Here is a 22,820-nt window from a genome sequence, read left to right as displayed (position 1 = left end):
CCGTGATGATGGGCATCCGCTGCCACGGGAAAAACACGCTGCAAGGACGTTGATTGCGGCCAATCATTCCGCAATCATCCTGAAATGGACTCGATTTCCGCCCTGCTCGCCTTTGTCCGCACCGCCGAAGCCGGCAGCATCGTTGGTGCCGCGCGCGCCCTGGGCCTGACCGCTTCGGCGGTGGGCAAGCGCATTGCCCGGCTGGAACAGGAACTGGGCACCCGCCTGTTCCATCGCACCACCCGGCGCCTGCACCTGACCGACGAGGGCGAACTGCTGCTGCAGCGCTGCCGACGCGCGCTGGATGAACTGGCCGACGCGCAGGCCGATCTCGCCCAGCGCCAGCACGCACCGCGCGGCCTGCTGCGTATCGGCCTGCCGACCATCGGCTATCGCTTCCTGCTGCCGGTGCTGCCCGGCTTCCAGCAGCGCTACCCGCAGGTGCAGCTGGAACTGGATTTCAGCGACCGCCTGGTGGACGTGGTCGACGAAGGTCTGGATGCGGTGATCCGCAGCGGTGCGCTGGCCGATTCCAGCCTGATGGCACGCACGCTGGGCAGCTTCCACTTCATCGTCTGCGCATCGCCGCAGCTGCTGCAGGCACGCGCAGCTGCCCATCAACCGACCGACCTGCAGCACTTGCCTGCGGTGCGTTTCCGCGTGCCCAGCAGCGGCAAGCTGCAACCGTGGGCGCTGCCCGGCCATGCCGGCGACGCTGCCGCCGCGATGGTCACCGGCATGACCTGCAACAACATGGAAGCGGTATTGGCGGCCACCATCGGCGGCATGGGCGCGGCCTGGATGCCGGACTTCCTGGCGGCCGACGCGCTGGCCGATGGCCGCCTGCTGGACGTGCTGCCGGCACTGCCGCACCAGCAGGGCCAGTTCTCACTGCTGTGGCCGGGCAACCGCCAACCCAGCGCGCGCCTGCGGGTGTTCATCGACTATCTGGTCGAGCATCTGTTCCGCGCTGGATAGACTGTGCGGCCGTAGCGAGCACGCGTAGGCGCATGGCGATCAAACACCCGGACGTACTGAAACTTCTTGCCGCGGCCAACCTGGTCGAAGCGATCGACAGCGACGTAAAGCGCTGCGCGCACTGGGCACGGCTGGGGCCGCAGGCGGCTGAGCGCACGCAAGCGCAGATCGGCGCCGAGGTGATCGACACCGTGCTGCTGCGCTGGAGCTGCATCCTGCACGGGGCTCCTTCCGAGGTTGCGCCGCTGTACGTGCACAAGACTGCGCTTGCACTGGCCGTGTGCCTGCACCGGCAGGGCTTTGCCGATGCGCAGCTTACCAGCGATGCAATCACGGCCATCGCGGCCCTGAATGCGGCGGTGGCATTGAACGACACCTTCCACCGTCGCAGCGCTGAGATCGAAGCGTTGCTGCGCAGCGCGCCGTTGCTGCCGGCACGGCGCCCGTCGGTGCCGAAGGCGAATACCGCCTGGCGCGCTGGCGATGTCGTGGGCATGCAGGTGGCCGGACGCCACCACGCCTTCTACGTGCTGAAGATCAACGGCGATGCGCCCATCGTGGAGTTCTACGACATTGCACAGGACACGCCGCTGGCATGGGAACAGCTGCAGGGCGTTGTCGCCCGCGGTGAACGCCTGAACGACGGCCGCGACTACGTGGACCGCCACGCCTTGTACGGTCTGCAGCAGCAACCCGACCCGGCCCACCAGTTCCGCCTGCTGGCCAGCGGCGTTGCGCACGGGCCGGACAACGCCCATCTGGCACGACACGATGGCCTGTATGCCGTCAGTGACATCTTCCGCATGGCGCGCCAGCTGCTGCCCTAGTGCCGTAGATGCACCGCCCGCCGCCACTCCCCAGGCGCGCTGCGCACTGCCCCCGAGCAGGCGCAACCGACACGTCCGCGACGAGGTGCGGACGGGCGGCGGGCGATGCGGGTTGGCGTACCGGACAACTCTGGACTGACCGGCGGACCGTCATGATCCCCACACATCGCCCACCACAGACAGTGGTTCGCAACAGCCAGGCACGCCGTCCGTGACGTGCGCCGGTGCTGCGCCAGAGTTGATTGTGGGACGCCAATCCCAACCGATTCCACGGAACCGGCACGCACAGACTTGCCTGCACGGCGCTGGCTGTATGTAGGAAATTGCCGCTGCAACAGCGGGGGCTTTTCCAGCGGCAGCTCAGGCAATGCCGTGCCCCTGCAGAATCAGCGCCTCGCGCGTGCCGGCCGCAGCGGCTGAAGGCAATCACACGCGCGGATTCGGGTCGCGCGCGACACCGTCCCCACGCGCATCGGGTCGATCACGCCAGATGTTCCGCAACCGCCATGTCCAGGAACTGCTGCAACACGGGTGCGGGCAGTTCCGGGCGCGTGCACAGCTGCAGCTCGAAACGCGCCGCGCTTCCTTCGATCACGCGATAGACGATTTCATCAGGACGGAAGCCGGCCATGCTGGCCGGCACGATGGCCACGCCCGCTTCCACCGCCACCAGCGACAACACCGCGTGCATGCCATGTGCCTCCTGTACCACGCGCGGAGTGAAGCCCGCGGCCGTGCACAGGCCCAGCACCTGCGCGTGGAAGCCGACGCCTTCGGCCGAGGGCCAGGACACGAAGGGTTCGTCGGCCAACGCGGCCACGCTCAGTGCAGTCTGCGCGGCCAGGCGATGCCCGCGCGGCAAGGCAATGGCCAGGCAGTCGACGTCGAACGGCTGCAGGCGCAGCTCGGCCGAGATGATCGGCGGAATCAGCACACCCACATCCACGTTGCATTCGCGCAACCCATGCTGCTGCTGCCGCGAGGTCGCTTCCTGCAGGTGCAAGCGCACCTGCGGGAAGGCCTGGCGGAAGCGCCGGATCAAGCTGGGCAGGCGCCCATACAGGGCGCTGCCCACGTAGCCCACGCGCAGGCTGCCGATCTGCCCGGCCGCCGCTTCGCGCGTGCGTTGCACCGCCTGGTCGGCCTGCAGCAGGGTCGCCCGCGCTTCAACCAGCAGCGTCCTGCCGGCCGTGGTCAGCCCCAGCGTGCGATTGCCGCGCACGATCAGTTCAGCGCCGAGCTCTTCCTCCAGGCGTCGCACGGCGGCCGTCAGCGGTGGCTGCGACATGTGCAGGCGGGCAGCGGCGCGGTGGAAATGCAGCTCCTCGGCCACCGCCACGAACTGGCGGAGCAGACGCAGGTCGATCATGGCAGGGCCGGTTCAAGAGACCCGCCTAGGTTACGCGCTCAGCCGCGTGCGTCGACACTGGGCCGTGCGATCGCCGGCCACTGCAGGGCCACCGACTCAATGCTGTCGGCCTGCACCGCGCGCAGGTCGCGCGGATACGCCACGTGCTCGGCTTCCTGCAGGCGCAATGCATGGAACTGGCCATTGCTGGCGCGCAGGATCCAGCCGCCCTGCCGGCAGCGCGTGGACGCCAGGAACGCGACGCCGGTGGCAACGGCGGCGGGATGCAGCTCATCGGGTTCGCCTTCGATGCCCCACATGCGCGTCTTGGCCACCGGCGAAACCGCATTGACCACGATGCCGTGCTCGGCACCCTCCAGCGCGAGCACATTCACCAGCCCCTGGGCGGCCAGCTTGGCCATGGCATAGGCCGACAGCCCGCGCTGCGCGTACTGCGGGTACAGCGCGCGGTCGGAGGTGGTGATCACGATGCGCCCGCCACCAGCCTCGCGCATGGCAGGCCATGCGGCCTGCGCCAGCCACAGCGGTGTCTTGGCGGCCACGCACAGCATCTGCTCCAGCGCGGCATCGTCGATACTCTCCACGCCCTGGTAGGCCACCCAGCCGGCGTTGTGGATCAGGAAATCCAGGCGGCCATGCCGCTGCAGGATGTCGTGCACCAGCGCATGGCAGCTCTCGCGCTGGTCGATCGCACCACTGGCCGCTTCCACGGCCAGGCCTTTGGTCTGCAGCTCCTGTACGCACTGGCCGATGCGCTGCGGGTCGCTGCCGGTGCCATCCAGGCCCGCACCGATGTCGTGCATCACGACGTGCGCGCCGCGCTCGGCCAAAAGACGGCTGTAGGCCAAGCCCAGGCCACCGGCCGCGCCGGTCACCAGTCCAACCTGGCCTGCAAAGGAAACAAGGGAAATCGGCTTCATCCGCCCAGCATCGCGGTGCGGGCCATGATGCCGCCAATACCGTTGGAACCCGTGCACGATAGGCGTGGCGTATCGCGCGGCCTCATTCGTGCCAGCCGTCGCGCGGCCGAGTGCGCACAATTGCACGATCATGCACGATCATGCACACTTCATCCCATGACAGCCGACCCCACCCTCCCCGCCCAGCGCACCCAGCTGATCCTGGACGAACTGCGCCATCAGGGCCGCGTGGTGGCCGCCGACCTGGCGCGCCGCTATGCCGTGTCCGAAGATTCGATCCGCCGCGACCTGCGCGAACTGGCGGGCCAAGGACTGTGCCAGCGTGTGTACGGCGGCGCCGTGCTGCCGGCACCGAAGCCGGCGCCGCTGCGCGAACGGCTGACCCAGGACCGCGGCGACAAGGCCGAACTGGCCGCACGCGTGGTGGCCCTGCTGCAGCCCGGCCAGGTGCTGCTGATCGATGCCGGTTCGACCAACCAGGCCATCGCCCAGCAGCTGCCCGGTGCGTTGGCGCTGACGGTCATCACCAATGCACCGCAGATCGCCACGGCGGCGGCGTGGCAGGCCGGCACCCGCGTGCACCTGATCGGCGGCCGCTTGGCCGACGGTGGTGGCGCGGTGGGCGCCGAGGCGCTGGCCCAGGTGCAGCGGCTGCGCGCCGATGTGTACCTGCCCGGCGCCTGCGCGGTCGATGCCGATACCGGCGTATGGGCGATGGATGGCGAGGAAGCCACGTTGAAGCGCGCGATGCTGGCCTGCGCCAGCCGGGTGATCGTGGCCGCGACCACCGAAAAGCTGGGCGCGCGTGGCGTGTGGCAGGTGGCTGCGCTGGATGAGATCGACGATCTGGTGTTGACCACCTCCGCCCCGGCCGCGCTGGCCGAACGCTTCCGTGCCGCCGGCATTGCCGTGCATCCCACGCATTCCTGACCCCCTTGCCCGGTTCTTCCATGACGCCTGTTTCCTCGCCCCGCGCGCAGCAGCACGCCACCCGTGCTGCGTTCTTCATTCCCGGCTTCGCCACCGCCATCTGGGCCACCCTGGTGCCCTTCGCCAAGGCCCGCAGCGGGGTGGACGACGCCACCCTTGGCCTGATCCTGCTCGGCCTGGGCGCCGGTTCGCTGCTGGCCATGCCGCTGGCCGGCGTGCTGGCGGCGCGGCTGGGTTGCCGCACGGTGATGATCGCCACCAGCGCGCTGATCTGCCTGTCGCTGCCGTGGCTGGCGGTAGCGTCCTCGCCCTGGGCGCTGGGCGCGATCCTGTTCGTGTTCGGTGCCGGCGTGGGTGCCATGGACTGCACCATGAACGTGCAGGCCGTGGTGGTGGAACGCGAATCGCGGCGCGCGATGATGTCCGGCTTCCACGCCTTCTACAGCATCGGCGGCTTCGTCGGTGCGGCCAGCACGCTGCTGCTGGGGGCCTGGCTGCCGCTGCTGCCGGCGGTGCTGGTGGGCTGCGCGGTGATGGTGCTGATCGCCCTGCCCGCCCTGCGCCACTGGCGCAACGAACGGGTCGTGCATGAGGGTCCCTTCCTGGCCTGGCCGCGCGGCATCGTGCTGTTCATCAGCGTGCTGGCGTTCGTGGCTTTCCTGGCCGAAGGCACCATGCTGGACTGGAGCGCCTTGCTGCTGACCGATGTGCGCGGCGTGGCACCGACGCTGGCTGGCCTGGGCTATGCGGCCTTCGCCCTGAGCATGACCGTGGCGCGCCTGTTCGGTGACCGCGTGGTGGACCACCTGGGGCGGCACCGCGCCATCGTGCTGGGCGGGCTGCTGGGCGCGGCGGGCGTGCTGGTGCTGACCCTGGTGACCCCGTGGCAGGCCTCGCTGGTCGGCTACGTGATGCTGGGCCTGGGCTGCGCCAACGTCGTGCCGGCGCTGTTCTCGCTGGCCGGCAACCAGACCCGCATGCCCGAGGGCGTGGCGATCACCGCGGTCACCACGCTGGGCTATGCCGGTGTGCTGGCCGGGCCGGTGCTGATCGGCTTCGCTGCCCACCATGTGGGGCTGGTGGGCGCCTTCATCGGCGTGGCGGTGGCCTTCCTGGGCGTGGCGGTGTCGCCGCGCTGGCTGAAGGCCTGACCCTCATCCGGCGCGGGTGACCAGCAGGCCATTGGCGCCGGCCCACTGGTTGATGTCGTCGCGGCGGATGGCCGCGGCCATCAACCCAGGGAACGCATCGGGCGTGCAGGCGAACGACGGCACGCCCAGCGCCGCCAGCTTGGCCGCCAGTTGCTGGTCGTAGGACGGGCGGCCTTCATCGCTCAGTGCCAGCAGCACGATGAACTGCACGCCCGATTCAACCAGCTCACGCGCGCGCGCCAGCAGTTTTTCCTCCACCCCGCCTTCGTACAGATCGGAAATCAGCACCAGGATGGCGCTGTGCGGTTCGCGGATCAGTCCCTGGCAGTAGCTCACCGCGCGGTGGATGTCAGTCCCGCCGCCCAGCTGCACGCCGAACAGGATGTCCACCGGATCATCCAGCTGCTCGCTCATGTCCACCACTTCGGTGTCGAACACCACCAGCCGGGTGGACACCGATGGCAGCGATGCCATGACCGCACCCAAGATGCTGGAATAAACCACCGAGGCGGCCATCGAGCCGCTCTGGTCGATGCACAGCAGCACTTCGCGCTGCGGCTTGCGCGCCTTGCGGCCATAGCCCACCAGTTCCTGCGGCACCACCGTGCGCAGTTCCGGCTGCCAATGCCGCAGGTTGCTGCGGATGGTGCGGTGCCAGTCGATCTCGGCCAGGCGCGGGCGCCGGTTGCGGCGTGCACGGTCCAGCGCCCCGCTGACCGCCGTGCGCATGGGCTCTTCCAGACGCGCCAGCAGATCATCCACGACCGCGCGCACCACCATGCGCGCCGTTTCCTTGGTCTGCGCCGGAATGACCCGGCTCAGGCCAATCAGGTTGGCGACCATGTGCACGTCCGGCTGCACTTGTTCCAGCATCTCCTTTTCCAGCAGCATCTGGGTCAGGTTCAGCCGCTGCAGCGCGTCGCGCTGCATGACCTGCACCACCGACGAGGGGAAGTAGCGGCGGATATCGCCCAGCCAGCGCGCCACGTTGGGCGCCGAACCACCGCGGCCACCGCGCCGGGACAGGCCGCCCTGGCCATCGGGCTCGTACAGCGCGGCCAGTGCCTGGTCGATGCCCTGCAATGCCTTGGGCAGTTCGCCGCAACTGGCGTCGGCCTGTTCGCCCAGGATCAACCGCCAGCGCTGTTCGCGCGAAGTGGTAGCCGGCAGCGTTTCGTCTCGTTCAAGGCTCATGCGGGCACTCCCAGCAGTTCACGCAGCATCGGCAGCGCGCGCTCGGCGCGTGCGCGGTTCCAGTCCGGTGCCGCAGCGGTGGTCACCACCGACGCGCCCGGCGCCTGCTTCACCCGCGTACCCAGGTCGCGACGATCGGCTGCTTCGAACGCCGAGAACGTGCGCCGCACCAGCGGCAGCACGCGCACCAGCGCGTCCTCGTCCAGCGCTACCACCCAGGCATCGATCATCTGCCACACCGCATCGTCGTGCAGCAGCACGGTGGCGTTGCGGTTGAGGAAACCATCGAGCCACTGCGCGGCCTCCAGCGGCGTGGCGCCTGCTGAAAGCTGCAGCTGCAGCTGCGCGTGCACGGCGCCCGCATCCAGCGTGCCGCTGTCGAACAACAGGCGCAGGCTGGCGCCGCGCAGCAGCGCGCTGCTGGCCGGTGACAGGGCCACCCGCTGCAGCGCCTGCCGCCAGTGCCCGCTGCGTTCGGCATCGTTGCGCAGCGCCACGGCACGATCGGCCGCCAGCAGCACCTCGCGGGCGTGCTCGGCATGCGCTTCGTCCAGCGCGCTTACCGCTACCAGCAGACCCACGCCGGCGCGTTCCAGCATGCTGTCGAACAGGTGGGCCACCTGCACGCCTTCGGTCTGCCGCACGTTGCCGTAACGGTGGATGTTGGCCAGCGGCGGCAGGGCAGCCAGCAGCGCCAGCGGATCGGCCGCCGTGGCCGCGCGTGCCTCCAGCTCGGCGGCGATGGCCTGCACCGCGTGCGGCAGATCGGCCAGCAGCACGCGGTCCACCAGCGCAGACACCTCGGCCAGTCCATCGGCGCGGCGCGCCTGGCCGATGGCGTGGTTACCCGCCGCATCCACCAGCGTCTGTCCGTGGCGGCTGGCTTCCACCACCGCCACCGCGAAGTGCGGCTGCCACGCCAGCTGCCAGATTTCATGGAACGTGCCGCGCGCCGAATGGCCGGTACGCGCCAGCCGCCCCCACTCGATGCCCAGCAGGCCCAGCCGGTGCAGCAGATGGCTGCGGGCCAGATCGTTGTCCTTGCGCAGGTCCAGGTCCACGGTCTTTTCCAGCGCCTCGGGCTTCAGCCGCAGGCGCTTCTGCTGCGCTTCCAGATCGCGCTGCAGCGGCACCACCGGCACGCTGGCGGGCACTTGGCCCAGCGCGTCGCCCACCAGCAGGTGCTCGGCGATCAGGCGCATCGGCGCGTCATCGCCGTTGCAGATCACGCTGCGGCTGGCATCGGCAATGTCTTCAAGCCCGGGCGCCGGGCGACCGCGCAGCGCGGCCAGGGTGTCGGCCAGGCGGGTGGCTTCGATCAGGTGTGCAGAGGAACAATCCAGCCCGTGCTCGCGCAGCAGGCGGCCAACGCGCGCATACCAGCCCACCGCACGCTGGCCGTGCACGCCGGCGTTGCGCCACAGATGGTCGTACCAGCCCGGTGCGTCCACGCCGGCGCCGTAGCCGCTGCCGGTGCTCAGGTGGCGGTAGGTCCAGGGCACCCAGGTGCTCTGCGTACGGCGCCGCGGCAGGCCCTTCAGCAGCCGGTTGTCGGCCGCGGCGGTGTTCGCGCGCAGCGCCTGCGGCTGCAGGGCCGGCACATGCCAGGCACCGCAGACCACGGCAACGCGCTGGAACTCCTTGCTGGCACTGCGCAGCGCGCTGCGCATATGCGCCTCGCGCACCGCTTCCTGTTCGACACGCTGGCCGGGATAGGCCGGCGTGTGTTCGCGCACGGCGGTCATCGCCTCGGCAATGGCTTCAAACAGGCCCTGCCCGTCACCGCGCTCTTCCACCATGTAGTTCCACCAGGCCTCGCCGTCGGCGTGACCGGCCGCCTGCGCCAGCCAGTCCAGCGGATCGGCCGGGCGCTGCAGCGGTGTGGCGGCGTGGGCCGGGTCCGGCGCGGCCGTGCCGGCATCGTCCAAGTCGTCGGGCTCATCTGGCTGCGGTTCGGCCGGCAGCTGCGCGCGCCATTCCAGCGACAGCGCCGCCGGCACATCCATGAAACGCACGGCCACGCCGTTGCGCAGCGCCCACTGCAGGGCCTGCCATTCGGGCGAGTACAGCGCGTAGGGATGGAACACCGCCAGTTGCGGATCGTCCACGCTGTAGGACAGCAGGGCCACTGGCGGCTGCATGTCGGCGTCCAGCACGTGCGGCAGCAGGTCTTCGCAGCCGGCCGGGCCTTCAATCAGCACGCACTCCGGCTGCAATGCCTGCAGCGCGGCCAGCAGGCTGCGCGCGCAGCCCGGGCCGTGGTGGCGGATGCCGAACAGGGAAATCCCTTCACTCATCGGCGTGGGCCTGCTCAGGCGTGTTCGCGGAAGGCGCGGTACAGATCCTTCCAGTCGTCGCGTTCCTTCACCACCGTTTCCAGGTACTCCTTCCACACCAGGGCGTCCTGCACCGGGTCCTTCACGATGGCGCCGATCATGCCGGCGGCCATGTCGGCCGGGCGCAGCACGCCATCACCGAAGTGCCCGGCCAGCGCCATGCCGTTGTTGATGACCGAGATTGCTTCGGCGGTGGACAGGGTGGCAGTGGGGCTCTTCAGCTTGGCCTTGCCGTCTTCGGTGATGCCGTTGCGCAGCTCGCGGAAGATGCGCACCACGCGCGCCACTTCCTGCAGCGCCGGCGGCTCGGCGGGCAGGTCCAGCGCGCTGCCCATTTCTGCCACGCGCTTGAGCACGATCGCCACTTCGTCCTGTTCACTGGACGGCACCGGCAGGATGACGGTGTTGAAGCGGCGCTTGAGCGCGCTGGACAGCTCGTTCACGCCCTTGTCGCGGTTGTTGGCGGTGGCGATCACGCTGAAGCCACGCACGGCCTGCACCTCGCTGCCCAGTTCGGGCACCGGCAGGGTCTTTTCCGAAAGCACGGTGATCAGTGCGTCCTGCACATCGGCGGGAATGCGGGTGAGTTCTTCGATGCGCGCGATCTTGCCCAGGCGCATGGCGTTCATCAGCGGGCTGGGCACCAGTGCCTTTTCGCTGGGGCCGTTGGCCAGCAGCTGCGCGTAGTTCCAGCCATAGCGGATCTGCTCTTCGCTGGTACCGGCCGTGCCCTGCACCAGCAGGGTGGAGTCGCCACTGATGGCCGCGGTCATGTGTTCGGACACCCACGACTTGGCGGTTCCCGGCACGCCGAACAGCAGCAACGCGCGATCGGTGGCGATGGTGGCCACTGCGATTTCCATCAGGCGACGGTCGCCGATGTACTTGGGGCTGACCACGAAACCGTTGTCCAGCGTGCCGCCGACCAGATAGGTCACCACCGCCCACGGCGACAGCGTCCAGTTGGCCGGGCGCTGGCGGTTGTCCTGCCGGCGCAGTTCATCCAGTTCGTGGGCGTATTGGTGTTCGGCGTGCTGGCGCAGGACGGTCGTGCTCATGGTGGCTCCAGTGGCAATTCAAAAAAGGGGAAACAGTCAGATCGGTGCGTACAGCGCGCGGCGGGTGAGCAGCACCGCGCGGGCCTGCTGCGTGCAGGCCAGCATCGCCTCGGTGGCCGTGGCCGGCGGCTCGGCCACCTGCACCTGCGCCAGTACCGACGGGTGCAGCACGGCCAGCAGTTCCAGCAACTGATCGCGCAGCAGGTAGTCGTAGCGCAGGCGCTCATCGCCCAGCAGCGCGCCCACCTGCGTTGCCAGCGCCTGCGAATAGGCCGGGCCCAGCACCGCTGCCGCTTCGGTGCTGTCCAGAACGGTGTGCAGCAGGCCCTGCGCCTGCAGTTCGGCCAGCGTGGCTGGCCAATGGCGCTCGCGCTGCTGCACCGGTAACAGCGCCAGCAACGCGGTCTTGTGGTGGTAGCTGGCCTTGTGCGCGATCAACGCTTCCACCCAGGCCGGTTCGCGGGCATCGACCTGTTCGATCCAGGCGCGCAGCAGGGCGGCGAACCAATCGGTTTTCTGCGCCCAGGCCAGCACCTCCTCGGGGGTCTTTTCCAGGGTCTGGCACCACCACTGCAGCGGCCACTGGCGGGCCAACTGATACAGCCACCAGGCACGTTCGCCCAGCGATTCGCCGTTGGGCCGCTTGCTGTCGATGCCAGCCTCGGCCCAGCCCGCTTCGGCCGCCGCCGGCGCCTGCAACTGCCAGGTGCTACGCCGCAGCAGTCCACTGCGCTGGGCCTGCAGCAGGCCCTGCATCTGCGCGTGCATGAAGCGCGCGTGTGCGCTATCGGGCAAGCGCGCCAGCAGCGGGCCCACCAGCGCGCGCACCTCGCGGCTGCGATCCTTCAATAGTGCCTGCAGCAGCGCTTCATCGTCGGTGTGCAGGCCGTTGCCCATCGCCGCCACGAACAGCGCGCGATCACGGGCCGGAAGTTCCTTCAGGTTCTGCTGCAGACGCGCACGCGCCGCGCCCGGATCGATCGCACGCTGCTGCTGGAACGCCTGCAGACGGGCTTCGCTGCTGCCTTCGTTCCAGACCTGCTCCAGGTCCTGCGCCGTTGCCGCCGGGGCGACGCCGCCCAGCGCATAGCCCCACTCGTCGTTGCACGCCGCCAACCAGCGCCCGCGCTCGCCCAATACCGGGCGCAGCACATCGCGCAGTGTGGCGAAGCGTGCGCCCGCGTCGAGCGCAGCCGGCAGCACCGCCACCGGTAGATGCCGACCCTGCGCAGCCAGGCGCACACAGGCCTGCTGGCGCAGGCGCTTCAACCACGGCGCGGCATGGCCGGCGTTGAACAAGGTGGCCAGCAGCGACGCCCATCCATGGTCGGCTGGCAAGGCCGCCGGATCGTGCGGTGCCGGTGCGGGCACCGCCACCGCCGCTGCCAACGGCGCGGCCGCGCGGCGGCAGGCGGCCAGCACGCCCATCTGTCGGCTGTACGCCAGCGCCGGGTCGTCGGCCCCTTCGATGATGGCCTGCAGCACATCGTCCATCGCGCCACCGGTGCAGATGGCCTGCGGTCGATCCACGCCCAGCAATGCCGGTTTCAACCAGGCCTCGTTCATGCGGCACTCCTTTCCCAGCGCTCGCCCTGCGCATTCCACGCCGACAGCGGCCACAACGTCTGCCCATCCCATTCGCCCATCACGCACAGCGCCTGGCCACCGCCGAAGGCGAGCAACGACCAGGCCTGCAGGCCGGGCAACTGCAGCGGCAACGCGCCTTCGGCGTGCTCCAGCCAGCTGCGCGTACCGTCATGGGCCATGTGTACGTCGCTGATGCGCAGGGCGACCTGCGGCAACCAGGGGTTGTCGGCATACGGCTGCGTTGCCGATTCCAGCGTATCGGGCCGTGCGCTGGCTGGGCCCGGCGTGGCGGCCTGCACGTCGCTGGCGAGCGCGCGCAGCGGCACCGTACCGGGGTGGAAATGCAACGTTGCCGCGTGCACGCAGCCGGTCAGCCATTGCGCGTCCCAGCCGCGGCCACCGTGGCTGAATTCCTGCAGCAGTGCGGTGCGCCCGCTGTCCAGGCCCTGCAGCCAAACCCGGCGTTCAATCAGGTTGCCGGCCTGTTCGATCAGTCGTTGCCCCTGCACGTGCCAGCGGTCGGCAACGGCTTCGCCGTCGCGCTGCACGCTCTCGCGTTCCAGCGACCAGCCCAGCGCGGCGCGCAGATCGGCCACGCGTGCAGCGTCCAGCGTGTGCCGGCGCGGCACGGCCTGGGTGAGCAGTTGCAGCAGCCCCAGTTGCAGGGCCAGTTCACCCAGCTGTGCCAGCCCGCGCGTACCGCTGCCCAGTGCCGCATCGAGCTGGCTGGCCAGGCCCGGCGCCTGCGCATCGACCATGCGCGCCACCATGCGCTGCGCATCGGCATCGAAATCGGCGGGAAGATTGGCCAGCCCCTGGCGGAACTGGTCGGCGATCCAACGTTCAAGCTCAGCGGCACCGGCCTCGATGCGCGCCCAGCGCCCCTGTTCGCGCTTGCCGGCGGCAGCGGCTGCCGCCTGCGGATCGGGCGGCGGCGCACTGGCCGCGGCTTCGGCGGCCGCTTCCTTGCGCGCGGAGCGATCGCGGCGGCCCTGCAGCCATTCGTCCACCCACGCCGGGCGCGCCTGCGGCACGCAGCGCGGGTTGCCCGCCGCGTACAGCAACAGCAACGCCAGGCCGTGCTTGCACGGAAACTTGCGACTGGGGCACGAGCAGCGGCTGACCAGCGCGGCCAGGTCCACCTGGGTCTGGTACGGCTTGGAGCCGCTGCCCTGGCATTCGCCCCACAGTGCTTCGGCGTCGGCGCCCAGCAGGCCCCACTTGCCATCGATGGCCAGCGCACCGCCGGCCTTGGCCGACGCCGCATCCGGCGCCAGCGCGAGCACCTGCTCGCGCGTGAGTCGTACTTCCATATGCGTACTCACTTCAGTTCGACGTCCATCATAGCCGAGCGCAGATGACATTCACGGGAGGGCCATGATGGCCGCTCCGAGTATCACCCGGCGAGACGGCCGGTGGCGCGCGAACGGCGGCCGGGCGCCGCAGACTACGGCGCGACGGACGTTGCGAAGTCCAGATAGTCTTCGTGCAGGCCCTGGATCAGGCGGCCGCTGGGCGTGTCATCTGCGTCAGTTTCCATCAGTACCCACCCGGGCATGCCGTCTTCGCGCATCGACGGGCCTTCGTCCATCGCCATCACGAAGCTGTTGCCCAGGGCCTGGCCATAGGCGCGCAGGAATGCCTCCAGCGCCGCGGCCGGCACCGCACTGCGCAGGGCCTGCAGGGTGTCGGCCAGATCGTCGCGATCGAACAGTGTTTCGGCCAGGGCCGAGTCCACGTCGTCGGCCAAGCGATGCACGTCGCGCAGCACCAGGAAGCGGGCGAACTGCGGAATGTCTTCGCTCAGTTCACTGTCGGCCCAACCGACCGGGGCGCTGCAGCCGGCGCTGCGCAGGGCGGAAATGAGCGCGGTACGTCGATCGTTCATGGCAGGCACACGCAGAAAGGCGCCCCAGCATACCCAACCCCGCGCAAGGGGATGTAGGGAGGCAGGTCGCCCCCCCCCCTGCGGCGCGCCCCGCCCCCGTCCGTCCTGAGCGGTGCCGCTCAGCGCTGGCAGAGCAGGTTCACCGACATGCAGTTGTGCACGTAGTCGTTCCAGTAGCCGGGGTGGTGGCGCGCCACGTCTTCGGCATCCAGCTGCGGCTCATGCCACTGCGGTCGCGCGAAACCGGCCAACACGGCAGCCTCTTCGTAGTGCGTGCGCGGCCAGCGGTAGTTGGTGACCTGCGCCGGCGGCGTGCCGGGAAACTGCAGGCGCAGCCGCGCACCGTCCTGCCAGGGCTGCTCTTCCAGCACCTTCACCCCGTACTGCGCGTAGTCGCCCAGCGCCAGCCGGTAATCGGGATTGAAGGTCTGCACCACCAGCCGCCCGCCAGGCTTCAGGTGCCGCTCCACCGCGGCGAACATCGCCTGCAGGGTGGCCGGGCAGTCTGCATAGTTGAACAGCCAGGCCGCCACCACGATGTCGAACGTACCGATGTCGGCCATGTCCAGCACGTCACGCGTGTGGAACTGCATGTCGTCGTTGCTGTGCCGCGACAGCGCACGGGCGAAATCGATCATGCCCTGCGACTGGTCCACGCCCACCGCACTGCGCGCGCCATGGCGCAGCAGCACGCGGCCGTAGTAACCCGAGCCACAGGCCAGGTCCAGCACATCGCGACCCTGCAGCGGGCCGGCCAGCTGCAGCAGGGTGCGCACTTCGATGGGGCGCGTGGGCGACGCACCCGCATACGCTACGTACTGATCGACCATGCTGTCGTAGTGGGCAGACATCGGCACTCCTTCGCGTGTTGAAAACGCCTGGTGACAACGCTATCCGCATGGGGTGTCATGCCGAAGGGGCAATTGCGACATGTCCGTCTTAAAACGGTTGTAAAGATGGGCTTGGGGTTTGTGACGCGAACGACCGGGTGGCGCTGGGCCTTGATGCGTTGCGCGGGTGGTGTGTTGAACGAGAGCGGACGCTGTTGGTGATCGCGTGCGCAGGTGGTGTGTGGTGCTGCTCACAGAAGTGAAATCCCCTGCGGAATGGCAACTTTCCTCAGTGACGTTCGTGCTGGAACGCGCCGATGCTCGGCCTGCCGGGGCACGTTGCCCTGGTCGGGATGCTTGTTTGCCTTGGTACGCCAACCCGCACCGCCCGCCACCTTCCTTTCAGAAGGTGGCCTTTCGCCAGTGAGGGTTTCGCCATGACCAATCGAACCAACCTCCATCCGCGCCTGCACGCGCTCATCGGCGATATCGCTGCCGACGTGCCCGACGACATCGCCCGCGAAATCGAGTGCGCGTTGCGCGACGCATCGCCGGCCACGGATCAGCCCCTGTTCCTCGCCCACCTTCAGGCGATCCGCATCGGCGATGCGGAAGACGGCCAGACCTGCGCTGCACAGATACTCACTGCACCTTGCGTGGCATCGATCAGCCGTTCATTGGCCGCACTGGCCACCGCACTGGAGCTGCTGCATGCCGACGAGCGTGCGCGCGTGCAGGGGCAGCCGCACGAGCATCTGGGCGATGTTCATCGCGATGGACTGTTGTTCGCAGCGCGGCAACTCGGGCAGCGTGTTCGTGTGGAACTGCATGATGCGAGGTGTCATGAGCAGCCGCGTAGCTGAAAGGTCCCTGTTCGCACGGGGGAGTTCTGCTACTGATGCTTCAGGTGCACCGCCTGCACCTGCGTCAGCTTGTCTGCGCCATCGAAGGTGAAGGTCATGACCACCGAGCGCGCGTCTGGGTCCAGCACCGCCTTGCTCTTGTCATTGCGAACAATCAAGGTCGCAGGCCAATCCTCGATGATTCGGGCTGCCGGATGTTCCCGAATCGCAGCCAGCACATCAGCGCGCGGCGTCCCCGCCGGCAGATAGCGACTGACGATGGCACTCACATCCAGCTGTTCGAATCCAACCGGTTTCCGGGACGCATGGACTTCCTCAAGCATCGCGCTCACGTCCCGGTTCCTGCTCGCTTCCCCAGGCATGCGTGAACCGATGTCAGTTGATGATGTGCAGCCAATCGCAGTGATCAATGACGCCACAGCGATGACGCAGAACTGGCCCCTCCTGATGAAGGCACAGGGTGCGCGTCCATCGAATCTACGCCACTCGTTCTTTGACCGGCAAGCGCTTGGAACGACAGGATCTCTGACGTGAGCGCAGACGACCCATCCGTGCTCACCCGAATCACAGCCAACAAAAAAGCCCCCATTGCTGGAGGCTTCTTTCGTTCTGCAACATGGTGGGCGGTACAGGGATCGAACCTGTGACCCTTGCCGTGTGAAGGCAATGCTCTACCGCTGAGCTAACCGCCCGGTGTGTTGCTGAGCCGCTCATTATAGGGGCTTTTTTGAGGCCGTCAACACTTTTTCACATTTGTGTTCTCGGGGCTTTTTCAGGCCTGTCGTCGAGCTGCAGTCGAGCATGGCTCGACTCTACATTGGAGGAGCAGTCGAGCAGGCTCGACGCTACGAAGGGGCGGAATCTCGGGTGTTCGAGGTTCGTCGCCTTACATGGTGTGGGTGGGCTTGTCCGAGCTGGTCAGGCCGGCCAGCAGGGTCTCGATCTTGTGGCGCACGGTCTCGCCTTCCTGGCCGTCGGCCAGCTGCACGCCGATGCCGGCGGTGCGGTTGCCCTGTGCGCCGGCCGGGGTGACCCAGATCACTTTGCCGGCCACCGGCAGGCGCTCGCTGGAATCGGGCAGGGTCAGCAGCAGGAACACTTCGTCACCCAGGAAGTAGCGCTTGGGCGTGGGCACGAAGATGCCGCCGTTCTTCACGAATGGCATGTACGCGCTGTACAGCGCGGCCTTGTCCTTCACGGCCAGGGACAGGATGCCCTGGCGGGCGTTGCTGGCACTCATCGGTTACCCCTTGCGGCAGGCCGCTCGTTGACTTTGTTCCAGGCCAGCAGCAGCTCGACCACCGCAAGATCCGCACGCACCGTAGTGCGCAGCAGGTCGCGGGTGCGATTGGCCGCATCGAACCAGGCTGCAAGCTTGTGCAATCGCTCCGGCGTGGTCAAGGCGTCGGTGCTGGCCTGGGCCAGCGCCAGGTCGGCGGCGAAGCGCAGGCGCAGGGCCGCGTTGTCATCGCCACACCACTTCTGCGCCAGCTCCACCGCGCCGGTCCTGCCGGCGGCCAGCTGTTCCAGCTCGCGCCCCACTTCGCGGCGCAGGCTCAGGCCGTCTTCGCGCAGCCAGTTGTCGGCCTGGCCGGGATGGCCGCGCGCGGCCTCCAGCGCTTCGCGCGCGGCCGCTTCGCTATGCCCCTGCTGCTGCAGCCAGGCCAAGGCTTCGTCATGCGGCGGCAGCTTGAATTCCAGACGCTGGCAACGGCTGCGCACGGTCTGCGGCAGACGCGCCGGGTCGCTGCTGATCAGCCACAGGTAACGACCGGGCTGCGGCTCTTCCAACGTTTTCAGCAGCGCGTTGGCGGCCGAACGGTTGATCGCATCGGCCGGATCGACGATCACCACCTGGGCCACGCCGTACTGCGGGGTCAGCGCCAGCTTGTTGGTGATCTCGCGCACCTGCTCGATCACGATCTCGGTGCGCAGCTTGTCGCCGCTCTTGTTCGGAATGAAGCTGACCAGCTGCAGGTCCGGGTGCGTGCCGGCGGCAATCAACTGGCGCGTGCGTGCGGCGTGGGACGCATCGCCGCGGGCCAGGACATGGTCGGCCAGGGCCAGCGCCACCTCGCGCTTGCCCAGCCCGGCCGGGCCGCAGATCAACAGGCCATGGCCCAGGCGGTCGGCATCGAGCGCGGCCACGGTCTGGTCGAAGGCGCGCTGCTGCCAGGGCGAGAAGGTGCTCATGCGCCCTGCCCCGCCTGCAGCCACTGCTCTACGCGCGCCACCACATCGGCGGCCACGCGTTCCTGCACCTGGCCGGCATCGACCAGGGCGAAGCGCTGCGGGTCCTGGTGGGCGCGGCCGCGGAACACTTCGCGCACGCGCTGGAAGAAATCGTCCTGCTCGCTTTCGATGCGGTCCGGCCACAGATCGCGGCCGTTGGCGCGGGCGCGGCCCACGGCCACGTCCACATCCAGCAGCAGGGTCAGGCCCGGCAGCAGGCCCACCGCGCGGCGCTCCAGATCGGCAATCCACTGCGGGTCCAGGCCGCGGCCACCGCCCTGGTAGGCGTAACTGGAATCGGTGAAGCGATCACTGAGCACGTAGGCACCGCGCTGCAGTGCCGGCTTGATCACCTGGCGCACATGTTGCGCACGCGCGGCGAACACCAGCAGCAGTTCGGCCTCGGCACTGAGCGGTTCGGCGGCGATCTCGGCGTCGGGCTTCAGCACCAGGCCGCGGATGCGCTCGGCCAGCGGCGTGCCGCCCGGTTCCCGGGTCAGCACCACCTCGTGGCCATGGCTGCGCAGGCAATCGCGGATGGCGTTGATGGCGGTGGTCTTGCCCGCGCCCTCGCCGCCTTCCAGGCTGACGAAACGCGGGTGGCGAAGCAGCGCGGAACTCATTGCGCCGGGGTCTCCTTGGAACGTTGCTGGCGCAGCTGCTGCAGGTAGCGGGCTACCGCGGCATTGTGCTGGTCCAGGCTGGGCGAGAACACGTGTGCGCCACTGCCATCGCCCACGGCGACGAAGTACAGCGCATTACCCGGTGCCGGCTGTGCGGCGGCCATCAGCGCATCGCGGCTGGGCATGGCGATCGGGGTCGGGGTCAGGCCCGCACGGGTGTACGTGTTGTACGGCGTGTCGGTGGTCAGGTCGCGCCGGCGGATGTTGCCGTCGTAGGCCGCGCCGATGCCGTAGATGACGGTGGGGTCGGTCTGCAGGCGCATGCCGATCTTCAGGCGGCGCATGAACACCCCGGCAATCTGCGGCCGCTCGCTGGCCAGCGCGGTTTCTTTTTCGATGATCGAGGCCAGGGTCAGCAGCTCGTAGGGCGTGTTGATCGGCAGATCCGGCGCGCGGCTTTCCCAGGCTTCGTCCAGGGCTTTTTCCATCGCCGCGTGCGCACGCTTGAGCACGTCCAAGTCACTGTCCCCACGCTGGTAGACATAGGTTTCCGGCAGGAAGCGGCCTTCCGGGTGCTGCCCGCCGAAGCCCAGGCGCTGCATCAGGGCAGCATCATCCAGGGTATCGGTGGTGTGCAGCAGCGGATCGGCGCGCTTGAGCGCGGCACGCACCTGGCGGATGTTCCAGCCTTCGACGATCGTGACGCGGTGCTGCAGCACCTTGCCCGCACGCATGCGCAGCAGCAGCTCGCGCGGGGTCAGGCGGTTGTCCAGCGCGTACTCGCCCACCTTCAGCTTGCCGGCGGCATCGAGCTGGCGCGCCAGCAGCTGCCACTGGGTGTCCTGGCCTTCGTCCACGCCGGCGTCGCGCAGCTTGCGCAGCACGCTGTTCAGGCCATCGCCGCTGGCGATGACCACGCTGTCGGTGGACGGGCTGATCGGCTGGTCGGCGAACTGGCTCTGCTGGTGGAAGAACCACGCGCCCACGCCGACCAGCACGGCGGCCAGCACCAGCAGCAGCGTTACCACGAACAGACACCCGCGCTTGGCTCCCGCCATGGACTACCTCTGAATGCGATTCCGCCGTGCAGGATACCGTGCCCGGTGGCGTGGGGTCATGATGGGGGTGTGTGCCAAACCCCGCTTCGCTCGCCGGCCAAGCCCGGCGGGAGCGACCGGTCAGCCCTGCTGGCCCAGCGCGCGCAGCAGGCCGCGCGCCTTGGCGCGGGTCTCGTCCAGTTCCTTGTCCGGGTCCGAGTCGACCACGATGCCGGCCCCGGTGCGGAAGCTCACTTCGTGCCCGTCCACCTCGGCGGTGCGGATCAGGATGTTCAGGTCCAGGTCGCCGTCGCGGTTCAGCCAGCCGAAGGCGCCGGTGTAGGCACCGCGCGGCACCTGTTCCAGCTCGCTGATGATCTGCATGCAGCGCACCTTCGGGCAGCCAGTGATGGTGCCGCCAGGGAAGGTGGCGGCGATCACTTCGCCCGGGGTGACTTCAGGACGCAGATGGCCGCTGACGTTGCTGACGATGTGGTGCACATGGGCATAGCTCTCCACCGTCATCAGTTCATCCACCACCACCGTGCCGGGCAGGCAGATGCGCCCCAGGTCGTTGCGCTCCAGGTCGATCAGCATCACGTGCTCGGCGCGCTCCTTGGGGTGGCCGACCAGTTCCTGGATGCGCGCGGCATCGTCATCGCCCTCGAAGCGCGGGCGTGTGCCGGCGATGGGCCGCGTCTGCGCATGGCCGGCGTGCACCGACACCAGCCGCTCCGGCGACGAGCTGACCACATGGCGGCCGTGCGCACTGAACAGCCCGGCAAACGGTGCCGGGTTGGCACGACGCAGCTGCGCGTACAGCGCCTGCGGGCTGACCGGTGCGGCGAACCGGGCGCTCCAGCGGCGCGACAGATTCACCTGGAACACATCGCCAGCGCGCAGGTAATCGATCACCCGGCGCACGCGGTCGGTGAAGCGCTGCGGCGCGTCTTCGCCGACCGACTGCGGCGGGTGCCAGCCCTGCCCGGCTTCGGGCAGCGCGGCCGCGGCCTGTGCCACCAGCGCGTCCAGCAGGGCCTGCTGATCGGCTTCGGCAATGACGAAACTGGCGTTCGCTGCGTGGTCGTGCAGCAGCGCAGCCGGGCACCGCAGTGCCAGCGCGGTGGGGCGACCATCGTCGCGCGCGCGCGCCGGCAGCACCGGTTCGATCTGGCTGGCCACTTCGTAGTCCAGCATCAACGCCCAACCACCGCGGAACGGCAGGCTGGGGCTGCCGTCGTGCGGCAGGCGCTCGGCCTGCCAGACGCGGTCGAGCACCTGCAGGAAGGTGCCCGGCTGCACTGCATCGTGCTGGTCACGCACCTGGCCATCGGCATCCAGTCGCAGCTGGTCGCCCTGCGCGGCCAGCAGCAGGCTCCAGCGCCCCTGCGCGGTGCCCGAGGCGGTGGATTCCATCAGCAGCGGGAAGCGCGCGGGGTCGTGCTGCTGCACGGCCAGCAGGTCGATCGGGTGCGGCAGCGGGTGGATCAGCGGTGCGTGGGTCATGGCGGCCAGTTCAGGGGTTCAGATGCACGGAAGCCGCCTTGCGGCGGCCTCTTCGCATGTAGAGTCGAGCCATGCTCGACTGGGTTGCACGTTCAGTCGAGCATGGCTCGACTCTACAACCCCGGTCAGACGCGCTTGAAGATCAGCGTGCCGTTGGTGCCACCGAAGCCGAAGCCGTTGGACATCACCACGTCCACCTTGGCCTGGCGTGCTTCGTTGGGCACGTAATCCAGGTCGCAGCCTTCGCCCGGCTGCTCCAGGTTGATGGTCGGCGGAATGACGTTGTCCTGCAGCGCCATCACCGAGAAGATCGCTTCCACGCCGCCGGCGGCACCCAGCAGGTGGCCGGTCATCGACTTGGTGGAGCTGACCATCATCTTGTACGCGTGGTCGCCGAAGGCGGTCTTCATGGCCATGGTTTCGCCCAGGTCGCCCAGCGGCGTGGAGGTGCCGTGTGCGTTGAGGTAACCGACCTGGTCCGGGGTCACGCCGGCGTCGCGCATGGCCATGGCCATGCAGCGGGCAGCGCCTTCGCCGTTCTCGCTCGGCGCGGTCATGTGGTACGCGTCGGAGCTGGCGCCGAAGCCGGCCAGTTCGCAGTAGATCTTGGCGCCGCGGGCCTTGGCGTGTTCGTACTCTTCCAGCACCAGGATGCCGGCACCGTCACCCAGCACGAAGCCGTCGCGGTCCTTGTCCCACGGGCGCGAGGCCTGTTCCGGGGCATCGTTGCGGGTGCTCATGGCCTTCATGGCGCAGAAGCCGCCCAGCGCGGTCGGCGAGGAACCGCGCTCGGCGCCACCGGCCACCATCACGTCGGCATCGCCGTACTGGATCATGCGCATCGCGGTACCGATCGAATGATTCGAGGTCGCGCAGGCGGACACGGCCGAGAACGACGGGCCCTTCAGCCCGGTGATGATGCTCAGCTGGCCCGGCAGCATGTTGATGATGGTCTTGGGCACGTAGAAGGGCGAGATCTTCTTGCCCTCGTGGAAATCGATGGTCTGCTCTTCGATGCCGAGCAGGCCGCCGATGCCGGCGCCGACGATGGCGCCGATGCGGTCGGCATTGGCTTCGGTGATATCCAGGCCCGCATCCTGCAGGGCCATGAAGGAGGCACCGAGGCCGTAATGGATGAACGGGTCCATCTTCTTGGCATCCTTGCCGCTGACCCGGTACTTGCCGAACAGTTCGTTGTCGGCGGTGATGTCAAAGCCTTTGACCTCACCTGCAATCTTGGTGGTGAACCGATCCAGGTAGGCATCAGAAACGTTGGTCAGCGGACCGATGCCCGAACGACCCTGGGTGATGCCTTCCCAGCTGCTGGCCAGATCATTGCCCAACGGCGAGACGATACCCAGGCCGGTTACGACGACGCGACGCTTCATTGCTGATTCTCCTGACCCGCACGTTTTCGACGGGTAACACGGTTTGCTTCGATGTGATGCTCAAACACACGGGGCCGCAACTGCGGCCCCATGGGGTGCGGTG

At 68.6% G+C, this 22,820-nt stretch carries 21 protein-coding genes and 1 tRNA gene; 5 read left to right on the top strand and 17 right to left on the bottom strand.

Translation table 11 applies throughout. The annotated features are described in order from the left end of the window. Positions 1–84: 84 nt before the first annotated feature. Together C1922_RS05115 and C1922_RS05110 are read left to right on the top strand one after the other, a co-directional pair. The gene (locus C1922_RS05115; RefSeq protein ID WP_108748769.1) at positions 85–978 is read left to right on the top strand and encodes a LysR family transcriptional regulator; all 894 of its coding nucleotides are present in this window, start codon (positions 85–87) and stop codon (positions 976–978) included. A 32-nt stretch (positions 979–1,010) separates the two neighbouring features. Beyond that, positions 1,011–1,805 carry a hypothetical protein gene (locus C1922_RS05110; protein WP_108748768.1) on the top strand — a complete coding sequence of 265 codons (795 nt, stop codon included), beginning with the start codon at positions 1,011–1,013 and terminating at the stop codon, positions 1,803–1,805. A gap of 481 nt (positions 1,806–2,286) precedes the next feature. On the opposite strand, the gene C1922_RS05105 is transcribed toward C1922_RS05110, so the two are convergent. Next, the gene (locus C1922_RS05105) at positions 2,287–3,174 is read right to left on the bottom strand and encodes a LysR family transcriptional regulator (protein ID WP_108748767.1); all 888 of its coding nucleotides are present in this window, start codon (positions 3,172–3,174) and stop codon (positions 2,287–2,289) included. A gap of 38 nt (positions 3,175–3,212) precedes the next feature. After that, positions 3,213–4,094 carry an SDR family NAD(P)-dependent oxidoreductase gene (locus C1922_RS05100; protein WP_108748766.1) on the bottom strand — a complete coding sequence of 294 codons (882 nt, stop codon included), beginning with the start codon at positions 4,092–4,094 and terminating at the stop codon, positions 3,213–3,215. 156 nt (positions 4,095–4,250) lie between these two features. Between C1922_RS05100 and C1922_RS05095 the strand changes: the two genes are divergently transcribed. Beyond that, complete coding sequence (locus C1922_RS05095; RefSeq protein ID WP_108748765.1) at positions 4,251–5,024, top strand: DeoR/GlpR family DNA-binding transcription regulator; 774 nt, start codon at positions 4,251–4,253, stop codon at positions 5,022–5,024. Between the two features lie 20 nt (positions 5,025–5,044). Then, on the top strand, positions 5,045–6,175 hold the full coding sequence (locus C1922_RS05090; RefSeq protein WP_108748764.1) for an MFS transporter: 1,131 nt from the start codon (positions 5,045–5,047) through the stop codon (positions 6,173–6,175). Between the two features lie 3 nt (positions 6,176–6,178). On the opposite strand, the gene C1922_RS05085 is transcribed toward C1922_RS05090, so the two are convergent. The 7 genes from C1922_RS05085 to C1922_RS05055 form a co-directional block, all read right to left on the bottom strand. Then, positions 6,179–7,369, bottom strand: coding sequence for a VWA domain-containing protein (locus tag C1922_RS05085; protein WP_108748763.1), 1,191 nt, complete (start codon positions 7,367–7,369; stop codon positions 6,179–6,181). Next, positions 7,366–9,666, bottom strand: coding sequence for a DUF5682 family protein (locus C1922_RS05080; RefSeq protein WP_108748762.1), 2,301 nt, complete (start codon positions 9,664–9,666; stop codon positions 7,366–7,368). Before C1922_RS05080 ends, C1922_RS05085 begins: the two co-directional genes overlap by 4 nt. Positions 9,667–9,680: 14 nt before the next feature. Next, entirely contained in the window at positions 9,681–10,763 is a 1,083-nt protein-coding gene (locus tag C1922_RS05075; protein ID WP_108748761.1) for an AAA family ATPase, read from the bottom strand. 36 nt (positions 10,764–10,799) lie between these two features. Further along, on the bottom strand, positions 10,800–12,329 hold the full coding sequence (locus tag C1922_RS05070; RefSeq protein ID WP_108748760.1) for a DUF5691 domain-containing protein: 1,530 nt from the start codon (positions 12,327–12,329) through the stop codon (positions 10,800–10,802). Next, the gene (locus C1922_RS05065; RefSeq protein WP_108748759.1) at positions 12,326–13,663 is read right to left on the bottom strand and encodes an SWIM zinc finger family protein; all 1,338 of its coding nucleotides are present in this window, start codon (positions 13,661–13,663) and stop codon (positions 12,326–12,328) included. Before C1922_RS05065 ends, C1922_RS05070 begins: the two co-directional genes overlap by 4 nt. Before the next feature lie 134 nt (positions 13,664–13,797). Further along, complete coding sequence (locus C1922_RS05060) at positions 13,798–14,238, bottom strand: hypothetical protein (RefSeq protein ID WP_108748758.1); 441 nt, start codon at positions 14,236–14,238, stop codon at positions 13,798–13,800. A gap of 119 nt (positions 14,239–14,357) precedes the next feature. Next, entirely contained in the window at positions 14,358–15,089 is a 732-nt protein-coding gene (locus C1922_RS05055; protein ID WP_108748757.1) for a class I SAM-dependent methyltransferase, read from the bottom strand. 296 nt (positions 15,090–15,385) lie between these two features. On the opposite strand from C1922_RS05055, the gene C1922_RS05050 reads away from it, so the two are divergent. Beyond that, entirely contained in the window at positions 15,386–15,931 is a 546-nt protein-coding gene (locus tag C1922_RS05050) for a hypothetical protein (RefSeq protein ID WP_234413468.1), read from the top strand. 29 nt (positions 15,932–15,960) lie between these two features. On the opposite strand, the gene C1922_RS05045 is transcribed toward C1922_RS05050, so the two are convergent. The 8 genes from C1922_RS05045 to fabF form a co-directional block, all read right to left on the bottom strand. Next, a complete protein-coding gene (locus tag C1922_RS05045) occupies positions 15,961–16,254 on the bottom strand; it encodes a DUF6393 family protein (RefSeq protein ID WP_108748756.1) in 294 nt (97 codons plus the stop codon). A 294-nt stretch (positions 16,255–16,548) separates the two neighbouring features. Next, a tRNA-Val gene (locus tag C1922_RS05040) sits at positions 16,549–16,623 on the bottom strand. Between the two features lie 194 nt (positions 16,624–16,817). Next, entirely contained in the window at positions 16,818–17,171 is a 354-nt protein-coding gene (locus C1922_RS05035; RefSeq protein WP_108748755.1) for a PilZ domain-containing protein, read from the bottom strand. After that, positions 17,168–18,124 carry a DNA polymerase III subunit delta' gene (locus C1922_RS05030; protein ID WP_108748754.1) on the bottom strand — a complete coding sequence of 319 codons (957 nt, stop codon included), beginning with the start codon at positions 18,122–18,124 and terminating at the stop codon, positions 17,168–17,170. Before C1922_RS05030 ends, C1922_RS05035 begins: the two co-directional genes overlap by 4 nt. Further along, positions 18,121–18,786, bottom strand: a complete 666-nt coding sequence (gene tmk / locus C1922_RS05025; RefSeq protein WP_108748753.1) for a dTMP kinase — start codon at positions 18,784–18,786, stop codon at positions 18,121–18,123. Before tmk ends, C1922_RS05030 begins: the two co-directional genes overlap by 4 nt. Continuing rightward, on the bottom strand, positions 18,783–19,844 hold the full coding sequence (mltG, locus tag C1922_RS05020; protein WP_108748752.1) for an endolytic transglycosylase MltG: 1,062 nt from the start codon (positions 19,842–19,844) through the stop codon (positions 18,783–18,785). Before mltG ends, tmk begins: the two co-directional genes overlap by 4 nt. A gap of 120 nt (positions 19,845–19,964) precedes the next feature. Continuing rightward, the gene (locus tag C1922_RS05015) at positions 19,965–21,329 is read right to left on the bottom strand and encodes an aminodeoxychorismate synthase component I (RefSeq protein WP_108748751.1); all 1,365 of its coding nucleotides are present in this window, start codon (positions 21,327–21,329) and stop codon (positions 19,965–19,967) included. A 125-nt stretch (positions 21,330–21,454) separates the two neighbouring features. Continuing rightward, positions 21,455–22,717 (bottom strand): beta-ketoacyl-ACP synthase II, encoded by a 1,263-nt coding sequence (gene fabF / locus C1922_RS05010; protein WP_108748750.1) that lies wholly within the window; start codon positions 22,715–22,717, stop codon positions 21,455–21,457. Between the last annotated feature and the right edge of the window lie 103 nt (positions 22,718–22,820).

This window comes from Stenotrophomonas sp. ZAC14D2_NAIMI4_7 (assembly GCF_003086675.1).
Lineage (GTDB): Bacteria > Pseudomonadota > Gammaproteobacteria > Xanthomonadales > Xanthomonadaceae > Stenotrophomonas.
Note: the sequence above shows the minus strand (reverse complement) of the source record. Positions and strands in the feature narration are given on the sequence as shown.